This is a genomic window from Nonomuraea sp. NPDC049714, assembly GCF_044465295.1.
In the GTDB taxonomy this organism is placed as follows: domain Bacteria; phylum Actinomycetota; class Actinomycetes; order Streptosporangiales; family Streptosporangiaceae; genus Nonomuraea.
Genome location: NZ_JBITLM010000003.1, coordinates 130,454 through 148,060 on the forward strand (window position 1 = coordinate 130,454; position 17,607 = coordinate 148,060).

At 67.6% G+C, this 17,607-nt stretch carries 14 protein-coding genes; 1 reads left to right on the top strand and 13 read right to left on the bottom strand.

Annotated elements, in window-relative coordinates:
- Positions 1-14 precede the first annotated feature (14 nt).
- From ACIBQX_RS13930 to ACIBQX_RS13980, 11 genes are all read right to left on the bottom strand, one after another.
- Positions 15-1,616, bottom strand: coding sequence for an ABC transporter substrate-binding protein (locus ACIBQX_RS13930; RefSeq protein ID WP_397004153.1), 1,602 nt, complete (start codon positions 1,614-1,616; stop codon positions 15-17).
- A 21-nt stretch (positions 1,617-1,637) separates the two neighbouring features.
- Complete coding sequence (locus ACIBQX_RS13935) at positions 1,638-3,227, bottom strand: ABC transporter substrate-binding protein (protein WP_397004155.1); 1,590 nt, start codon at positions 3,225-3,227, stop codon at positions 1,638-1,640.
- Between the two features lie 26 nt (positions 3,228-3,253).
- Positions 3,254-4,075 (bottom strand): ATP-binding cassette domain-containing protein, encoded by an 822-nt coding sequence (locus tag ACIBQX_RS13940; protein ID WP_397004157.1) that lies wholly within the window; start codon positions 4,073-4,075, stop codon positions 3,254-3,256.
- Entirely contained in the window at positions 4,065-4,898 is an 834-nt protein-coding gene (locus ACIBQX_RS13945) for an ABC transporter ATP-binding protein (protein WP_397004159.1), read from the bottom strand. The genes ACIBQX_RS13940 and ACIBQX_RS13945 overlap by 11 nt, the downstream gene beginning before the upstream one ends.
- Before the next feature lie 62 nt (positions 4,899-4,960).
- Positions 4,961-5,896, bottom strand: a complete 936-nt coding sequence (locus ACIBQX_RS13950; protein WP_397004161.1) for an ABC transporter permease — start codon at positions 5,894-5,896, stop codon at positions 4,961-4,963.
- On the bottom strand, positions 5,893-6,876 hold the full coding sequence (locus tag ACIBQX_RS13955) for an ABC transporter permease (RefSeq protein ID WP_397004163.1): 984 nt from the start codon (positions 6,874-6,876) through the stop codon (positions 5,893-5,895). Before ACIBQX_RS13955 ends, ACIBQX_RS13950 begins: the two co-directional genes overlap by 4 nt.
- Before the next feature lie 1,318 nt (positions 6,877-8,194).
- Positions 8,195-9,202, bottom strand: coding sequence for a C-terminal binding protein (locus tag ACIBQX_RS13960; RefSeq protein ID WP_397004165.1), 1,008 nt, complete (start codon positions 9,200-9,202; stop codon positions 8,195-8,197).
- Positions 9,189-10,958, bottom strand: coding sequence for an IlvD/Edd family dehydratase (locus tag ACIBQX_RS13965; protein WP_397004167.1), 1,770 nt, complete (start codon positions 10,956-10,958; stop codon positions 9,189-9,191). Before ACIBQX_RS13965 ends, ACIBQX_RS13960 begins: the two co-directional genes overlap by 14 nt.
- Positions 10,958-12,328: a glucose-6-phosphate dehydrogenase gene (locus ACIBQX_RS13970; RefSeq protein ID WP_397004169.1), complete on the bottom strand. Its 1,371-nt coding sequence runs from the start codon at positions 12,326-12,328 to the stop codon at positions 10,958-10,960. The genes ACIBQX_RS13965 and ACIBQX_RS13970 overlap by 1 nt, the downstream gene beginning before the upstream one ends.
- The gene (locus ACIBQX_RS13975; protein ID WP_397004171.1) at positions 12,325-14,154 is read right to left on the bottom strand and encodes a glycoside hydrolase family 15 protein; all 1,830 of its coding nucleotides are present in this window, start codon (positions 14,152-14,154) and stop codon (positions 12,325-12,327) included. The genes ACIBQX_RS13970 and ACIBQX_RS13975 overlap by 4 nt, the downstream gene beginning before the upstream one ends.
- A 68-nt stretch (positions 14,155-14,222) precedes the next feature.
- Complete coding sequence (locus ACIBQX_RS13980; RefSeq protein ID WP_397004173.1) at positions 14,223-15,272, bottom strand: NAD(P)-dependent alcohol dehydrogenase; 1,050 nt, start codon at positions 15,270-15,272, stop codon at positions 14,223-14,225.
- Between the two features lie 372 nt (positions 15,273-15,644).
- Between ACIBQX_RS13980 and ACIBQX_RS13985 the strand changes: the two genes are divergently transcribed.
- Positions 15,645-16,481: a universal stress protein gene (locus ACIBQX_RS13985; RefSeq protein WP_397004175.1), complete on the top strand. Its 837-nt coding sequence runs from the start codon at positions 15,645-15,647 to the stop codon at positions 16,479-16,481.
- Positions 16,482-16,499: 18 nt separating this feature from the next.
- On the opposite strand, the gene ACIBQX_RS13990 is transcribed toward ACIBQX_RS13985, so the two are convergent.
- Together ACIBQX_RS13990 and ACIBQX_RS13995 are read right to left on the bottom strand one after the other, a co-directional pair.
- A complete protein-coding gene (locus tag ACIBQX_RS13990; protein ID WP_397004177.1) occupies positions 16,500-17,135 on the bottom strand; it encodes a DsbA family protein in 636 nt (211 codons plus the stop codon).
- A gap of 77 nt (positions 17,136-17,212) precedes the next feature.
- On the bottom strand, positions 17,213-17,575 hold the full coding sequence (locus ACIBQX_RS13995) for an antibiotic biosynthesis monooxygenase family protein (RefSeq protein ID WP_397004179.1): 363 nt from the start codon (positions 17,573-17,575) through the stop codon (positions 17,213-17,215).
- Positions 17,576-17,607 lie beyond the last annotated feature (32 nt).

The following is a 17,607-nucleotide window of genomic DNA, read 5'->3' on the forward strand; positions in this document are numbered from 1 at the left end:
GGATCGCGCCGGCCTCACTGCTTCGGCGACATCGTCAACCAGGCCTTACGCTCCGGCGGCGCCTGCGGCTTGTCGTGCCCCTGCCAGCGCGCGGTGCTGATCGTCGAGAAGGAGCCGGTGAACCACGCGAGCGGCGCGAAGAACATCAGCTCCTTCGCCTTGGCCTGCATCTTCTTGAACGCCTCGCCACGCTTGGCCTTGTCGTTGGTGTTGAGCGCGGCGGCAGCGGCGGCGTCGATCTCCGGATCGCAGACGCCGGACGGGTTCGCCGCGGCCGTCTTCTTCTCGTTGCACTCATACCAGCGAGTGATGCCGATGCTCGGATCGGCCCCGAGGTTCGTCCTCAAGAACGAGAGGTCGAAGTCACTCTCGGTGTACATCTTCTCGTTGTACACCGCGCCCGAGGTGCCGATGAGCTCGGTGGCGATGCCGACCTCCGCCAGCATGGACTTCGCCATCTGGGCCGTCTTGGCGACCTCGCTCAGCGGGGTGATGTAGCGCGCCTTCAGGGTGAACCTGGTGCCGTCGGACCCTCGTTCGAAACCGGCCTCGTCGAGGGCCTTGTTGATCGCGTCGAGATCGCGCGGGAAGTCCCGACTGAAATCGATGTCCGGGTTGATCGCCCAGTCCAGCGTCTTCGGGAAGAACGCGTTGGTGGCAGTCCCCAGCCCCGACAGCGCCGTCTTCGCGATGGCATCGCGATCGAGTGCCGCGAACACCGCGGCCCGCACGGCCGGGTCCTTGAGGTACTCGCTCTTCGTGTTCTGCATCATGATGACCACCTGGGGGAACATCCCGTGCGTGAGCAGCTGGGCGTTCGGGTCGGTGGAGACCCGGGCCTGCTGCGACGGGTCCAGCACGGCCTCGTCGATCTCGCCGGCGAACAGCGCCTCCGCACGGCTGTTGGGATCGGCCATGACGGTGAAGACGGCGCGGTCGACCCGCACCTCGCCCTCCCAGAAGTCCGGGTTCTTGACGAGCACGACCTCCTGACCCGGGGTGTAGGAGCCGAACTTCATCGGACCGGTGCCGATCGGCTTCTTGTTCGCCTCGTTGGTGACGTAGTCGGTGCCCGCGTAGACGTGCTTGGGCAGCATGAACTGCTGCGCGACCGTTTCCAGCAACGGGCCGTAGGGCTTGTCGAGGTGCACCACGACGGTGGACGCGCCGGTGACCTCGACCGACTTGATCCGCTCGGCGAGCAGCGCCCCGAAGGTCTGCAGCGGGACGATCTCCTCGAAGTTGAACTTCACGTCCTCTGCGGTGAACGGCTTGCCGTCATGCCACTTGACGCCCTCACGAAGCTGCAGCGTCAGGTCCAGACCGTCCGGGCTGACCTGCCATTCCTTCGCCAGTCCGGGCGAGATCTTGTAGTCGTCCGAGATCCGGATCAGCGGATCCATGATCTGCGAGCTGAACAGCTGCGAGATCGGGGCGCTGACGAACTGCGCGTTCAGTCCCAGGGTCATGGGGTCGCCGCCGACCGCCTGCACGTACACGGTGCCGTCCGCGGCGCTCTCTCCGGCGCACGCGCTCATCGTGAGCACGCCCGCCATCAGGGCCGCCGCGAGCACTCCGCCGCGTCCTGTCCTCTTCGTCTTCAGCTTCCGCTGCATGTGCACGAGCTCCTGTCCGTCTTACCGAGCCGGCGTCATCTTGGACCAGGGCACGCGTTCCGCCATCACCCGCGGCGCGTCCTGCCCCTGCCAACGCGCGGTGCTGATCGTCGGGAAGGCGCCGTTGAACCACGCGAGCGGCGCGTAGTACATCAGCTCCGCCGCCCGGGCCTGCATCTTCTTGAGTGCCTCGGCGCGCTTCGACTTGTCGTTGGTGTCGAGCGCGCCGGTAGCGGCGGCGTCGATCTCCGGATCGCAGATGTGGGTGGGGTTGGAGCCCGGGTTTCTCTTCTTGTTGCACTGATACCAGTTGGCGATGCCGAGGCTCGGGTCGGGCCCGGTGGTCATCCGCACGAAGGCGAGATCGAATTCGCTCTTCTTGTACAGCTTCTCGCTGTAGACCGCGCCGCCCGCGCTGGTGAGCTTGGTGGCGATCCCGATATCCTTGAGCATCGACTGCGCCATCTGGACGGTCGCGCCGACCTCGGTCAGCGTGAAGATGTAGAGAATGTTCAGGGTGAATCTCGTGCCGTCGGGCCCTCGTTCGAAGCCGGCGTCATCGAGGGCCTTGTTGATCGCGTCGAGATCGCGTGGGAAGTCCTTGTCGAAGTCGACATCGGGGTTGACCGCCCAATCGAACGACGGCGGGACGAATCCGGTTGCGGTCTTCCCGATCCCGGACATCGCGGTCTTCGCGAAGGCGTCACGATCGAGCGCCGCGAACAGGGCGGCGCGGACGGCCGGGTCCTTGAGATACTCGCTCTGCGTGTTGAACATCATCGACACCATCTGCGGGAACATCCCGTGCGTGAGCAACTGGGTGTTCTCGTCGGTGGAGATCCGGCCCTGCTGCGACGGGTCCAGCACGGCGCCATCGATCTCGCCGGCGATCAGCGCCTCCGCACGGCTGTTGGGGTCGGCCATGACCGTGTAGACGGCTCGGTCCACCTGGGACTTCTCGCCCCAGTAGTCAGGGTTCTTGACGAGCGCGACCTCCTGGCCCGGGGTGTAGGAGCCGTACTTCATCGGGCCGGTGCCGATCGGCTTCTTGTTCGCCTCGTTGGTGACGTAGTCGGTTCCGGCATAGAGGTGCTTGGGCAGCATGTACTGCTGGGAGACCGTTTCCAGCAGCGGGCCGTAGGGCTTGTCGAGGTGCACCACGACGGTGGACCCGCCGGTGATCTCGACCGACTTGATCCGCTTGGCGAGCAGCGCCCCGAAGGTCTGCAGCGGGACGATCTCCTCGAAGTTGAACTTCACGTCCTCGGCGGTGAACGGCTTGCCGTCATGCCACTTGACGCCCTCGCGAATGTGCAGCGTAAGGTCCAGCCCGTCCGGGCTGACCTGCCATTCCTTCGCCAGTCCGGGCGACATCTTGTAGTCGTCCGAAAGGAAGATCAGGGTGTCCATGATCTGCGCGCTGAACAGGATGGGATACGTACCGCCGGTCAACTGAGCGTTCAATCCCGTGGTCATGGGGTCACCGTTGACGGCGTACACGTACACCTTGTTCTCCGCGCCGCCGCCCTCCGCGGCGCATCCGCTGATCGCGAGCACGCTCGCCATCAGGGCGGCGAGCACTCCGCCGCGTCTTGTCCTCTTCGTGTTCACGGTCTCCTGCCTTTCTGCACGAGTCGTCATACCTCGCGTGCCGTGATGTCCCGTTGCCGCTCGGAGCGCGCCTGGTGCAGGACCGGTGCGGCTGCCAGCAGGGTCTTGGTGTAGGGGTGGGACGGCTCGGCGAAGATGGTCTCCTTGGCACCCTCTTCGACGATCTCGCCCGATCGCATGACATAGACGTAGTCGGCCACCTTCCGCACGACCGGGAGGTCGTGGGTGATGAAGACGTAGCCGACGCCGAGTCGGTCCTTCAGGTCGGCCATGACCCGCAGTACTCCGGCCTTCACCGACGCGTCGAGCGCGGAGACGGCTTCGTCCGCCACGATGATCTGCGGATTCAGGGCGATCGCCCTGGCGATCAGCACGCGCTGGCGCTGACCGCCGCTGAGTTCATGGGGGTAGCGGTCGAGGAATTCCTCGGCGGGGTTCATGCCGACCAGGTGCAGCGCCTCGCGGGTCTTCTCGCGCACCTGTGAGCGGGTCGTCGCGATGCGGTGCAGCCGGATCACCTCGCCGACGGTCTGCTCGACGCGCTTGCGGGGGTTCAGCGACCCCGCGGGGTCCTGCAGCACCGCCTGTACGCGGCGCCGATAGTGGATTCGCTCCTTCTTGGTCATCGCCGAGATCGGCACCCCGTCCAGTTCGACACCGCCGGAGCTGGGCGGGATCAGGTCGAGAAGGATGCGAGCCAGCGTGCTCTTGCCGCTGCCGCTCTCTCCCACGATCGCCACGAAATCGCCCGGCCGGGCGCGCAGCGTGGCGCCCGAGACGGCGCGCACCGCCTCCGTTCCCCGTCCCGACCGGAAGGTCTTCGAGACGTTCTTGGCTTCAAGAAGCATCGACGGCCTCCTCGGCGAGCTGTCGCCGCAACTCGGGCGGTATGGAGTAGAGCTCCACACCGTCATCTGTCAGGCTGCGCACGCTGCGCAACAGGGCTTGGGTGTAGGCGTGCCGTGGCTCGTACAGCACCTGCTCGGTGGCGCCCTCCTCGACGACGCGGCCGCCGTACATGACGTAGATGCGGTCCGTCATGTTCGCGACGACGGCGAGGTCGTGCGAGATCAGCATCAGGGAGGTGCCCAGGTCGGAGACCGTGGTGTCGAGGGTCTTCAGCACGCGCTGCTGGACGGTGACGTCGAGGGCCGTCGTCGGCTCGTCGGCGATGATCAGAGAAGGAAGCTTGGCGATCGCGATCGCGATCAGCACGCGCTGGCGCATCCCGCCGCTCAGTTCGTGCGGAAACCTGGTAGCGACCTCCTCGGGCTTCTCCAGGCCCGCCTGCTCCAGGAACCGGTGCACCGCCCGAGTCCGAGCGGAGCCATCCCCTTCCCGGCCCGGCGGGATGGATTCGGCGACCTGTTTGCCGACCCGCATCGTCGGGTTCAGGAACGTCAGCGGGTCCTGGAAGATCATGCCCACGCGGCTGCGCCTGATCTCGTCCCACGCCTCAGGCGGCGCGCCGACCATCTCCTGCCCCGAGATGCGGATCGATCCGGTCACCCGGACCCGAGGTGAGGTCGGCAGCAGTCCGGCGATGGATCGTCCCGTGACGGACTTCCCCGATCCGGACTCTCCGACGACACCGACGCGCTCACCGTCCCTGATCACCAGGTCCACGCGCCGGACCGCCTCGACTTCGCTGCGCTCCCCCGTCGGAAGCACGACGTGGAGCCCTTCCACCGAGACGAGCGGTTCATCGTCTTGAGGAGCATGCGCCGGAGCGTTCACTTGACCCTCCCGATCGTCGGGTTGAACGCGTCGTTGAGCGCGTCGCCGAGCATGTTGACGGCGAGCACGACGAGGAAGATGCAGGTTCCGGGCAGGAGGGCGAGCCACCAGCTGTCCCGCATGTAGGACTGTGCCTCGTTGAGCAGTCCGCCCCAGCTCGGGTTGCTCGGGTCGCCGACCCCGATGTACGCCAGACCGGACTCGATCAGGATCGCGCGTCCCACGGTCATGGTCGTGGCCACGAGCACGGGGGGCATGGCGTTCGGGATCACATCGGACCAGAGGATGCGGATGCTGTGGAAACCGGCCGCCTTCTGCGACTCGACGTAACCGAGCTTCGAGATCCGCATCGCCTCGGCCCGCACGATGCGGCCGACGCCGGGCCACATCGTGATCGCCAGGAGCGCGCCGACGATGACGATGTTCGAACCGAGCACCGCCGCCGCGACCAAGGCGAGCACGAGGCCGGGGAGCACCTGGAAGAACTCGGCGATCTTGACCATGGCGGTGTCGATCCAGCCGCCGAAGTATCCCGCCAGGCCGCCGACGATCAGTCCGAACGTCATGCACAGCACGGCGACGCTGAAGCCCACCAGCAGCGAGATCTGTCCGCCGTAGACGACTCGCGCGAGGTAGTCGCGGCCGAGCATGTCGGTTCCGAACGGGTGCTCCGCGCTGGGCGGGAGCAGCTTCGGGAAGCTGGTCGCGACCGGATCGGTCACGAAGAACGGACCGATCGCCGCGACAAGCACCAAGATGATCACGAGCGGGAGGAAGACCAGGGTGGAGGGCCGGCGGAAGAACGCGCGCCAGGCCGCGCCCTGCCCGCCATGGGACCGTTCCCGCGCGGCGAGCGGGGCGGTGCGCGCGTTCGGCGCCGGCCCGGACGGCCCCGTCGTGAGCGCCTCCTGTGGGGTCTGCTGCTGCGTCATGTCGTCACCTCCTGCTTGGGCGCGAACCGGGCGCGGAGCCGGGGGTCGACGATCCCGTAGATCACGTCAGTGATGATGTTGACGATGATGATCGTGATGGTGAGCATGATCGTGATACCGAGCACGACCATGTTGTTCTTCCGTTCGATGGCGTCGACGAACAGCAACCCCATCCCCGGCCAGCCGAACACCCGCTCGACGAGCACGGAGCCGGCCAGGATGAATCCCAGGCTGTAGCCCGAGACCGTGACCAGCGGCAGCAGCCCGTTCGGCAGCGCGTGCCGCCACAGCACCCGCCGCGACGACAGTCCCTTCGACCGCGCCGTGTCGATGTAGTCCTGACCCAGCGACTCGATCACCGCCGAACGCGCGATCCGGGCCTTGTACGCCAGCTCGGTGGTGGCCATCGTGATGATCGGTAGCACCATGTACTCCCAGTAGATGCCCGGCTGGCCGTACGGGCTCTTGCCATGCGTCGGCAGCCAGCCGAGCGTGATCGAGAACACCATGATCAGCAGCATGCCGAACCAGAAGTTCGGGATGGAGAACAGACCGACTGCGACGCCCGAGATGCCGCCGTCGAGCCAGCGCTTCCGCGTGCGCGCCGCGATCGATCCCAGCACGATCCCGCCCAGCGTGGACAGGATGAAGGAGGGCACCGCGATGGCGAGCGTGTTGCCCGCACGACTGAGGATGATGTCCAGGACCGGCTCGGCGTTGGTGGCGAACGAGTATCCGAGGTCGCCTTGGAGCACGTTGCCGAGGTAGATCAGGTAACGCTCCCAGAGCGGCTTGTCCAGGCCGTAGGCCGCCATGATGCGCTCACGGAACTCCTCCGTGAGCGGCACGTCGCCGACCAGAGCCTGGACCGGGTCGCCGGGCGCGAGTTCGAGCAGGAAGAACAGAACCGTGATGACGACGATGAAAAGGATGAACGACGACAGCAGCAATCTGCCGTAATGGAGAAGCCCTGCCTTCATCGGTGACTCCTTGCGCTCTAGTGCGTTGTCGCGCCGAGGCCATCACCTCAAGGGACGGTCAACGCGATGTACTTCTACTCGAGGTGCTCGAGGATGCCGTCCGACGGTCTTCGCGGCCGAGGTCCACCGGCTCTTCCTGACCGGCCGCCGGGTGAGCGGGTCGCGGTCGTCCCGATCAGGGCCATCGCAGCCTCGACATCGTGCCCGCCGGGGTCCGGCGCGGCGACCGGGACGAGCGTGGGTGAGCGGCACACGATCGCGGGGTCGGACCTCTGTCCGCGTCCGCAACGGCTAACTCACTGTCGCCACCGTCGGCTTCTAGCTGGGGGTCGCTCCTCATCACATCTCCACGAGGTTCCGTACGATGTTCATTTCACGATCTCGCTGCTCGGAATACGAACATAAAGTGACGGGACATCAACGTCAAGAGCAAGTTTCACCTCGATGTCGCGGACCTCTCCGAGCACATAACCACGGATGTGAGCACCTGTGGGCGTTGCCGACGAGAAGGTGAACAAAACCCCGACCACCCTTCCGTATGACGAAAAGAGGGTTGCATATCGCGAACACAGAAAGTCCCTCATATGCCTTCATCCCTGCTACGGCGGGGCCGACCAGCAGCGACCGTCAACTCCAACGGCGCTGGACGGTAAGAGGGAGCACCGCGCCGGCGATGAGGACGATCACCTGCCAGGAGAGGCGTCGGCCCATGGTGGCGTCGGGACACGGGCGTTCGAACGCCCCGGCCGCCCATGGAAGCCCGGCACATTCGTAGGAGGTCTGTCCGGTTCACGCCGAGCCGCTCAGCCGTGAGCGCGGCGTGAGGTCTCGACCGTCCTACTCGAAGAGCGGAGCAGCTTCGCGGCGCGCCCGGCCGGCTCGAACGTCGTCGCTCCGAGGCGATCGCGACGGCTGGACCGTCGGTGAGAGCGTGCGATGGCCATGCAGGTCAACGCCCCATCTCACCCGCCCTCGTCGGGCCTCGTCGGATGGGCGTGAGGCAACTGAATCGATCAAAGTTCGCGATGCAATATATAACTTCATATGGCGAACATCGGTCCATGGCGTGGTGTCGCGCGTCGCACTCGGGCCCCTGGGGAGCCAGGTCACCGGCCTCATCGCCCCTGGAACACGCACGCGGCCATGATCAGGACAGATCCCCGACTTTCCAGCCCGCCGGCGCCAATTGGGGCGGCCTCAATCGATCGTAGACAGGGGCGTTATTGTTCCGTATGATGAACAACTGGTTCATGCTTCGCACCATATGGATCCCATGAATGCCTCCAGCCGAGGATGCCCCGCCCGCTACCCGGGTCCCTCAGGGATGGTCGGCTGTCACGTCGTTGACCGGACTGCGGGCAGGTTGCCCGGTCAGGACCCGTACAGCCTCTTCTGCGGCGATGCGCCGCACTGTTGTGATGGCCTGCTCGGAGTAGTAGGCGGCGTGGGGAGTGACGATCACGTTGGGCAGGGTGAACAGGGGGTTGCTGGGGCGCCAGTCGCGCTGCTTCGCGGGCTCCTCCTCAAGGTCGTCCAGTGCTGCGCCGGCGATCCATCCCTCGGTGAGTGCCTGGTAGATCGCCGCATCCTCGACGATCGGGCCGCGAGCGGTGTTGACGAGGATGGCGGCCGGCTTCATCCTGCGGAGCGTCGTACGGTCGAAGGTGTGGTGTGTCCCGGGGGTGAGCGGCGCCTGGATCACGAGGTAGTCGGAGCCTTCCACGAGCTGGTCGAAGGACACCGGCCGCACGTGACGCGATCGGATCTCGGACTCGTCGAGGAACGGGTCGTGCGCCCAGACCTCGACGCCGAACCCTCTGGCGCGTTCGGCGATGAGCTGTGCGATGAAGCCGAAGGACAGCAGCCCGAACACCCGTCCCCGCAGCCGCCAGATCGGCTCCCCGCTCTGCCACCGCCATACGCCCTGCCGGGTCGCCTGGTCGTAGGCGCAGATCTTGCGGGCGGCGCCGAGCCAGAGCGCGACGGCGTGGTCGGCGACCTCCTCGGCGCACCAGTCGTTCGGCGCGTTCGTGACCTGGATTCCCCGCCGGGTCGCGGCGTCGACGTCGACGATGTCCACGCCCGTGCCGTAGCGAGCGATCACCCGGCACCGGGTGAACGCGTCGATGGCGCGGGACCCGACCCGAGCGTACTGAGTCAGCACGCCATCGACGTCCCGGCCCTTTTCGATCACCTCGTCCTCGCTCTTGCACTGTGCGGCGAGGAGCTCGAATCCGGCGCCTTCGACGATCGCACGTTCGATGTCCACATCGCCGAAGTCGGAGTCGGCGATCATGATGGTGCCTCTGGCGTCAGTGCGAGTCACGGGGAAGCCCCTTGGTGTGTACGAGATCCTGATAGGCCAAGGCAAGCTCCAAGCAGCCTCCGCTGTCCAGTTGCCCGACCGTGGAGCGGTAGATCTCCTGCCACGGTGTCTGGTTGTCGAATACCGGCGGTGTGTGGTCGGCCCACCGCTCGGCGATCTCCTCGTCCGGCAGCAGGACGTCGACGCGCGCGTTGTCCAGGTCGATGCGAATGCGGTCACCGGTCCGCAGGATGGCGAGATTGCCGCCGGCCGCGGCCTCGGGGCTGGCGTTGAGGATCGACGGCGCGTCCGAGGTGCCGCTCTGGCGGCCGTCACCGAGCGTGGGCAACGTGGTGATGCCTCGCCGGATCAACGCGGCGGGGACCTCCATGTTCACGACCTCGGCCGAACCCGGATAACCGATCGGCCCGGTGTAGCGGATGACGAGGATGCAGTCCTCGTCCAGGCCCAGGCCGGGATCGTCGATGCGGGCGTGGTAGTCCTCGGGCCCGTCGAAGACGACGGCGCGATACTCGGACACCGCGCGGAGGTCGTCGGTGAGGACCGAGGTCTTCATGACCGCGGAGCCGAACAGGTTGCCCGTCATGACGAGCAGCCCGCCGCGCGCGGCGAGAGGCTCGTCGAAGGGACGGATGACCGTCGGGTCGCCGGGCGGGGCGTCGGCCAGGTTCTCGGCCACGGTACGGCCGGAGACGGTCACGGCGTCGCCGTGCAGGCGCCCGGCGGTCAGCAACGACCGCATGACGGCGGGCACTCCGCCGGCGCGGTAGAAGTCCTCGCCGAGGAACTCACCGGCGGGGGCGACGTTCGCCAGTACCGGGATGTCGGCTCCGACGCGTTGCCAGTCCTGGATGGACAGTGGCACCCCGACGTGTCGCGCGATGGCGTTGATGTGGATGGGCACGTTGGTGGAGGCGGCGATGGCCGAGGCGACCACGATCGCGTTCTCGAAGGCCCGCAAGGTCATGATCTTGCGCGGGGTGAGGTCCTCGCGTACGAGATCCACCGCTCGGCGGCCTGTGTCGTAGGCCATCTGCGCTCGCCGGCGGTAGGGGGCCGGGATCGCCGCGCAGTATGGCAGGGACATGCCCAGGGCCTCGGCCAGGCTGTTCATCGACAGCGCGGTGCCCATCGTGTTGCAGTGACCGATGCTGGGCGCGGAAGCGGCCACGCGCGCCGAGAACTCGGCGTAGTCGATCTCCCCGGTGGCCAGCAGCCGCTTCGACTGCCAGATCACCAGCCCCGAGCCCGACGCGGCCATCCGCTCGCCCTGGTGATAGCCGTTGAGCATCGGCCCGCCGGACAGGACGATCGCCGGGATGTTCACCGTCGCCGCCGCGGCCAGGCACGCGGGCGTGGTCTTGTCACAGCCGGTCGTCAGGACGACACCGTCGAGGGGATAGCCGTAGAGCACCTCGACCAGCCCGAGGTAGGCGAGATTGCGATCCAGCGCGGCGGTCGGGCGTTTACCGGTCTCCTGCAGCGGATGGACGGGAAACTCGAGCGGTATGCCACCGCCGTCGCGGATCCCGTCCCTCACCCGGTCGGCCAGGGCGAGGTGGTGACGGTTGCAGGGAACGAGGTCGCTACCCGTCTGGGCGATGCCGATGATCGGCCGGCCGGACTGGAGCTCGGCCGGGGTCAGCCCGAAGTTGAGGAAGCGTTCGAGGTATAGGGCTGTCATCTCCGGATTGCCCGCGTTGTCCCACCAGGCCTGGCTACGCAGGCCGCCCGTGCCACGCTCCGTCGATGGCATCAGCCGCCCCTCACCGAGGTAGGCCCGTCGGATCCGGCCGGGTACTCCTCAAGGGGGACAAGGTCTCTGGACCAGGCCGACATGACCGGTGCGAGGACCCGCCAGGACTCCTCGGCCTCGTCGCCGCGGATGGACAGGGCGGCATTCCCGTGCAGCACGTCCAGCAGCAGCCGGCCGTAGGCAGGCAGTTCGGGGGCCGCCGTCCGCGCGGCGAGGGTGAGCGGGGCGAGGGTGTGGGCGCCGGCGCCGATGCCGGTCAGCGACAAGGACATGCTCTCCGGCTCCAGCCCGAAGCGCAGCACGTTGGGCGCGGCTTCCTCGTCGAAGCCGAAGGGCAGGTGCGGTACGGGCCGGAAGCGTACTGCGACCTCTTTGCGGTCATGGCCGAGCGCCTTGCCGGTGCGGAGCCGGAAGGTCGTGCCGGACCAGCGCCAGCTTTCGAGGTCCAGCTCTACCTCGGCGAAGGTTTCGGTGCGGCGGTGCGGGTCCACGCCGTCCTCCTCGGCGTACGCGGGAACGTCACGATCGCCGATGCGGCCGGCCAGGTAACGGGCACGGCGGGTGCGGCGTACGACGTCGTCGTCCGTGAGCGGGCGTACCGAGCGCAGCACGTCCATCTTCCGGTCGCGCAGGTCGCGCTCGCCGAGGCTGAACGGTGGTTCCATGGCTACCAGGCACAGCACCTGGAGCAGGTGGTTCTGCACCATGTCCTTGAGCGCCCCGGTCCCGTCGTAGTAGCCCGCCCGGCCTTCCAGGGCCAGGGTCTCGTTCCAGACGATCTCCACTTCGGAGATGTGGGAGCTGTTCCAGATGGGCTCCAGTACGCGGTTGGCCAATCGGCTGCCGAGCACGTTCTGGACGGTCGTCATGGCCAGGAAGTGGTCGACGCGGAACACCGCCTGCTCGGGCACGACCCCTGTCAGTAGCCGGTTCAGCTCCACCGCGCTGTCGAGGTCTTCGCCGAACGGCTTCTCCAGCACGATCCGGCTGCCGGGCGGCAGGTTCGCGGCCCCGAGGGCGGCGACCGCACCGGGGAAGATCGCCGGCGGGAGGGCGAGGTAGACGGCGACGGGCCCGTCCCCGGCGACGAGCGAGGCGACGTCGGTGGCGTCGGTGGCGTCCACCCGCCGGTATCGGACGGAGTCGGCGATCGCTTTCCTGACCTCGGTGGGCTCCGTCGCGGCGTGCTGGTCGAGCTGGGCGGACGCCCAGCGGCGGAACTCCTCGTCGGTCCAGTCCCGCCGGTCGGCGCAGGTGGGCTCGAACCGGTCGGCGAGGTGTCCGGCCGCGTGCAGGGCGGCCAGGGCCGGTAGCAGGTAGCGGGCGTTGAGGTCGCCGGTGGCACCGATGACGACGAGCCGGTCGATCATGTCGTGGTACCTGCTTTCGCTCGCGCGAGGTTGACGCCGCTGGCGATGATCCCGATGTGGCTGAACGCCTGCGGGAAGTTGCCCATGAACCTGCCCGTCGATGGATCGATCTGCTCCGGCAGCAGTCCGAGCGGGCTGGCGCGGGCGCACAGTGACGTGTACAGGTCCTCGGCCCGTTCGAGCTCGCCTTGCAGGATCAGGTTGTCGACCAGCCAGAAGCTGCACAGCAGGAAGGCTCCTTCATCGCCGGGCAGGCCGTCGGGTGAGCGATCGTGCAGGTACCGGTAGAGCAGGCCGTCACCGGCGGACAGCCGTTCGGCGATGGCGGCGGTGGTGGCGGCCATCCGAGGGTGGTCGGCCGGGATGACCTTCCGCAGCGGGAGCGCGAGCAGGCTGGCGTCGAGGCTGCCGCCGCCGTCGAGATGCTCGCTCAGGCACTGCGCCTTCTCGTCCCAGGACTGGTCGAGGATGATCCGGCGCAGCTTCTCGGCTTCTGCGCGCCATGTCGCAGCCTGTCCTGGCATGCCGAGACGTTCGCCGATCGCCGCAGCCCGATCGAGGGTGACCTGGCACATCCCCGCCGAGAAGGTGAAGACCCTGCCCTCACTGCGTACTTCCCAGATGCCCTGGTCCGGCTGCCGCCACGTGCTCGCGGCGGCATCGGCCAGCTCCGCCAGGCGGGACCACAGCGGGGGCTGGAGCTCACGACCGGGGAGCAGCCACTGGTCGGCGCAGTCCAGCACCTCGCCGTACACGTCGTGCTGGCGCTGATCGGCCGCGCCGTTACCCCAGCGCACCGGAGCCGAGCGCCGGTAGCCCTCCAGCTCGGTGTCCTGAATCTCCTCGGGTACGGGCTCGCCGCCCAGGGTGTACATGATCCGAGGACCACGGCTTTGCTCGAAGGCGTCCAGGACCCAGCCGAGGAAGGCGTCGGCCTCCTCGCCGAAACCGACGCGGCGCAGCGCGAACACGGCATAGGCCGCGTCCCGGATCCAGGTGTAGCGGTAGTCCCAATTGCGTACCCCGCCGATCGGGGCGGGCAACGACGAGGTCGGGGCCGCGACCAGCGACCCGTTCACCCAGTCGTCGCACAGTTTCAAGGTGATCACGGCGCGCCGGACCAGCGCTGCCTCCGGACCGTCGTAGCTGCACTTCGTCATCCAACGGCGCCACGCGTCGGCGGTGTCCCGCAGCATCGCCTCGGGGGCGAACCGGTGGTGGCGGTGGATACGCCCCCAAGACAGCACCAGATCGAGCCGGTCGCCCTGTTCCAGGTCATGCACGGTGCGCGGGCTGGTCAGCTGTCGGTTGGACCGCAGATGCAGGCGCAGATCCGGCCGCCGCGAAGCCCGTACTTCCAGGCCGCTGCCCAGAGCTCGGGCCTGTCCGCCGCCGCGCGGCTCCAGCTCCGCCCGCAGGCGCGCGGTCCCGCTCAGGACGACGGCGGAACGCACGAGCTCGGCCCGGCCCGCCCCCGCGTCATCACTGAGGTCGGCCCCGGCGCGCAGGGCCAGCGCGTCGGTGATCCTGACCAGGCCGGCCGGACCTCGCAGCTCGGTCACCAGCACGGCGGTGTCGGGCTCGTAGAATTGGCGCGCCTCCAGCAGGTCCTCCACGGTAAGCGTGAAGTGCCCGCCCCGCGCGTGGTCCAGCAGACCGCACACCAGCGGTTCGCTGTCGAAGCGAGGAAGGCACAGCCACGGGATCGAACCGTCCAGGCCGATCAGCGCCGCCGTCTCGCCGTCTCCGATGAAACCCAGGTCCTCCAGCGGCAGATAGCCCTCCTTGCGGCGGACCGGGCGAAAGGGTGGATCGGTATCAAGCATTGCCGAACTCTTTCCGGATGGGCGCCGGCGGAGGCACTGCTCCCTGGCGATGACTCCGCACCAGCGCCCTAGAAGGTGATCAGGACCTTCACGACATCTTCGAGCTTCTTGTCCGCAACCTCGAAGGCCCGTTCCATCTCGTCGAAGCGGAAGGTATGGGTCGTCATGTGGGTGGGGTCGAGCCGTGCCGTCACGAGCATGCGCAGCAGCCGTTCCATGCGCAGCCGGCCTCCTGGACACAGGCCGGTGGCGATCGTCTTGTCGGCCATCCCTACTCCCCATTCGACACGGGGGATGTGCACGAATTCGCCTTCTCCGTAATAGCCGGTGTTGGAGATCGTTCCCCCCGGCTTGGTTATCTTGATGGCCGTCTGGAAGGTCGCGTCCGCGCCGAGTGCCTCGATGGCGGTGTCCACGCCCTGCCCCTGGGTCAATTCGTGGACCCGTTCGACGACGTCCACGGCAGTGAAGTCCACGATTTCGTCGGCGCCATAAGTGCGGGCGAGAGCCTGCCGGCTGGGGACCGATTCGACCCCGATGACAAGGCCGGCGCCGCGCAGTCTGGCCCCTGCGGTGGCCATGAGCCCAACCGGCCCCTGGGCGAGCACAGCCACGGCACCGCCCATCGGGATGTTTCCGTTCTCCGCTCCCATGAATCCGGTCGAGAGCATGTCGGCACAGTAGACCGCCTTCTCATCGGGAACCTCATCGGGGATCTTCGCCAAATTGGCGTCAGCGTCGTTCACATGGAAAAATTCGGCGAACACCCCGTCCTTGGAGTTGGCGAACCTGAATCCGCCCAGCGGCCCGCGCGACTGAGAAGGGTGCCCGTTCTGCGAGGCGAGGTCGGACCAATCAGGAGTGATCGCACCCACAAGAACGCGATCACCGGGCCGGAATACCTTCACCTCGCTTCCCACGTCACGCACCACGCCGACCGCCTCGTGCCCGAGGGTCAAGTTCTCCCGGGGGCCGATGCCGCCCTTGACGGTGTGAGAGTCGGACGTACAGATCAGTGCCACCGTCGTCTGCACGACGGCATCGAGCGGGCCCGGCTCCGGAACAGGTTTCTCCATGAGACCGACACGCCCGATCTCCTTCATCACAAAAGCTTTCATGTCGTCCCCCGGTTCGTTCTTTTCGCCTGTATTCACCGATGTTTCGGATCCCGCAGACAGAACACGGCAGCCGCCTCGCTCAACCTGCTTCGCGTGAGTGCTGCGGGTCAAGAATGCCGCGATTCTCCGGAACGGTGCCGGCTGATGACGTGCCTACCCTCCCGGGTTCATCGCCTAACGCCGGTCTCTCGCGTGCCGGCGGCCGGGGATTAATATATTTTTTTACACATATCTGTCAGGCGCCGCGTTACCCGGGAAACGCGCCGTACCATCGGCGGCGGCCCAACTCGGTCAGGCCCATGTCTGGAACGTTTCGCCTGATGCCGCGCACGGCCGGCCGGGTATGGGGGAAGAAGCGGGGGAGGTCGTGTGATGGTCAGATCTGTAGTGGTCGGTGTGGATGGCTCCGCACCGTCGACGGAGGCGTTGGAATGGGCAGCCGCCGACGCCCGCCGGAGGAGGCTGGACCTGCGGCTCGTGCATGTGCGCGAGCAGTCGCGTTTCACCCGTGAGACAACGGACTACTGTGCCGGGACGCTGGAGGCGGCCCGCGAGCGGGTGCGCGCTCTGATGAACGACGTTCAGGTCACCACCGAGCTGCTGGCCGGCAATGTGATCGATTCCTTGGTCGCCGAGTCCGCCTCCGCGGACAGCGTGGTGTTGGGCAGCCGGGGGCTCGGCGGCTTCGCCGGGCTCGTGATCGGCTCGGTGAGCATGGGCGTCGCCGGCCACGCGAGCAGTCCGGTGGTGATCGTGCGCGGGTCCGGCGCGCAGCACGGCCGGGTGGTCGTCGGCGACGACGGCTCCCCGTACGCTCAGGTCGCCCTGGCCTACGCCGCGGAGCAGGCTCGTGCCCGCGGCGTGCCCCTGCAGGTCACGTACGCCTGGCAGATGCCGGTGACGCCGTCGCACGCGGCGGGATACAGCGCGGTGCGTGCGAGTTCCTGTGAGCAAGAGCTTCGCCTGGCGGCCGAACGTCTGTCGGCGTGGCGCGAGAAGAACCCGGACATCGAGATCGTCGACGAGCAAGTCGTCGGCCATCCGGCGGAGGCACTGATCAAGGCCGCCGAGACGGCCGATCTGGTGGTCGTGGGCTCGCGCGGTCTGGGCGGGTTCGCCGCCGCGGTGCTCGGCTCTGTCAGCCGTACGGTGCTGAATCAGGCGGTCTGCCCGGTCGCCGTGGTCCGGCCTCGACCCAGACAGGCATGAGGCTCACGCCCCTCGTGATCAGGACGCCGGGTCGGCCGGTCGGTCGTTCCGCAGGAGCACTTGCAGATCGGCGACGGGCTGGACTCCGGAGACCGGCGGCCGGCCGTCGATCACCAGGCTGGGCACGCCGGTGACGCCGTGCTCGGCCGCGCGGCGCCGGTCGGCGCGTACCTCGTCGGCGTAGTCGTCGCCGTCCAGGACAGCGCGCACCTCCCCGGCGTTCAGCCCGGCCGCGCCGCCCAGGCGCTGCAGGACGTGCGCATCGGCCACGTTGCGCCCTTCGGTGTGGTAGCCGTGCAGCAGCAGCTCCATCATCTGGTCGGCCCGGCCGCGGTCGGCGGCGAGCTTGACCAGCCGGTGCGCGTCGAAGGTGTTCACCGGGCGGGCCAGATGCAGGTTCAGCTCCAGGCCTTCGGCCGCGCCCAGCGACCGGATCCGGGCGATGCGGGCCGGCGCCTGCTCGCCCCACCAGCCGGACATGGCCTCCGCGGCGGTCGGGCCGGGGGTCCGGCGTTCGTGCGGCGCGAGTTCGTAGCCGCGCCAGACGATCTCGATGCCGGTGCGGCCGGCCGGGTGGGCCAAGGCGGCCGTCAGGCGTCTTTTGCCGATGTAGCACCAGGGGCACAGCACATCGGCGTATATCTCAAGCTTCATGAACGTCCCGCTCAGTGATCGTGGTTGAGGGAGCGTGGTTCGCCCTTTCCCGGCGGCGTGGTGCCGGGTTCGGGCGATCAGGCATCCAGACGCTGGGGTCCGGGACCGATCTCGCGGACGACGGTGTAGGTGGGCACTCCGGTCATACGTGGTTCGGCCTGCCCGGACAGGCCCTCCAGCGCCTTGGCGATGGCGGCCACCCGGCCGTCGGTGTCGGAGGTCTCCACGAAGTGGCGGTAGTCCGCCTCGCTCGCCCAGTGCACGATGTTGTACACGCGGGTGCCGTCGGTGCTCACGTGGAAGCGGGCCGAGCGATAGCCGGGATAGAAACGCACCCACCGCTCCTGGACCTCCGCGAAGGCCTCTACCAGCTCACGCTGCGTGTCGAAGCCGTCAACGGTGTAGTCGATGATCGAATAGAAACCGGTATCCGTGCTCACGGACACACTCCTCAAGGTCGGGATGCGGGGCG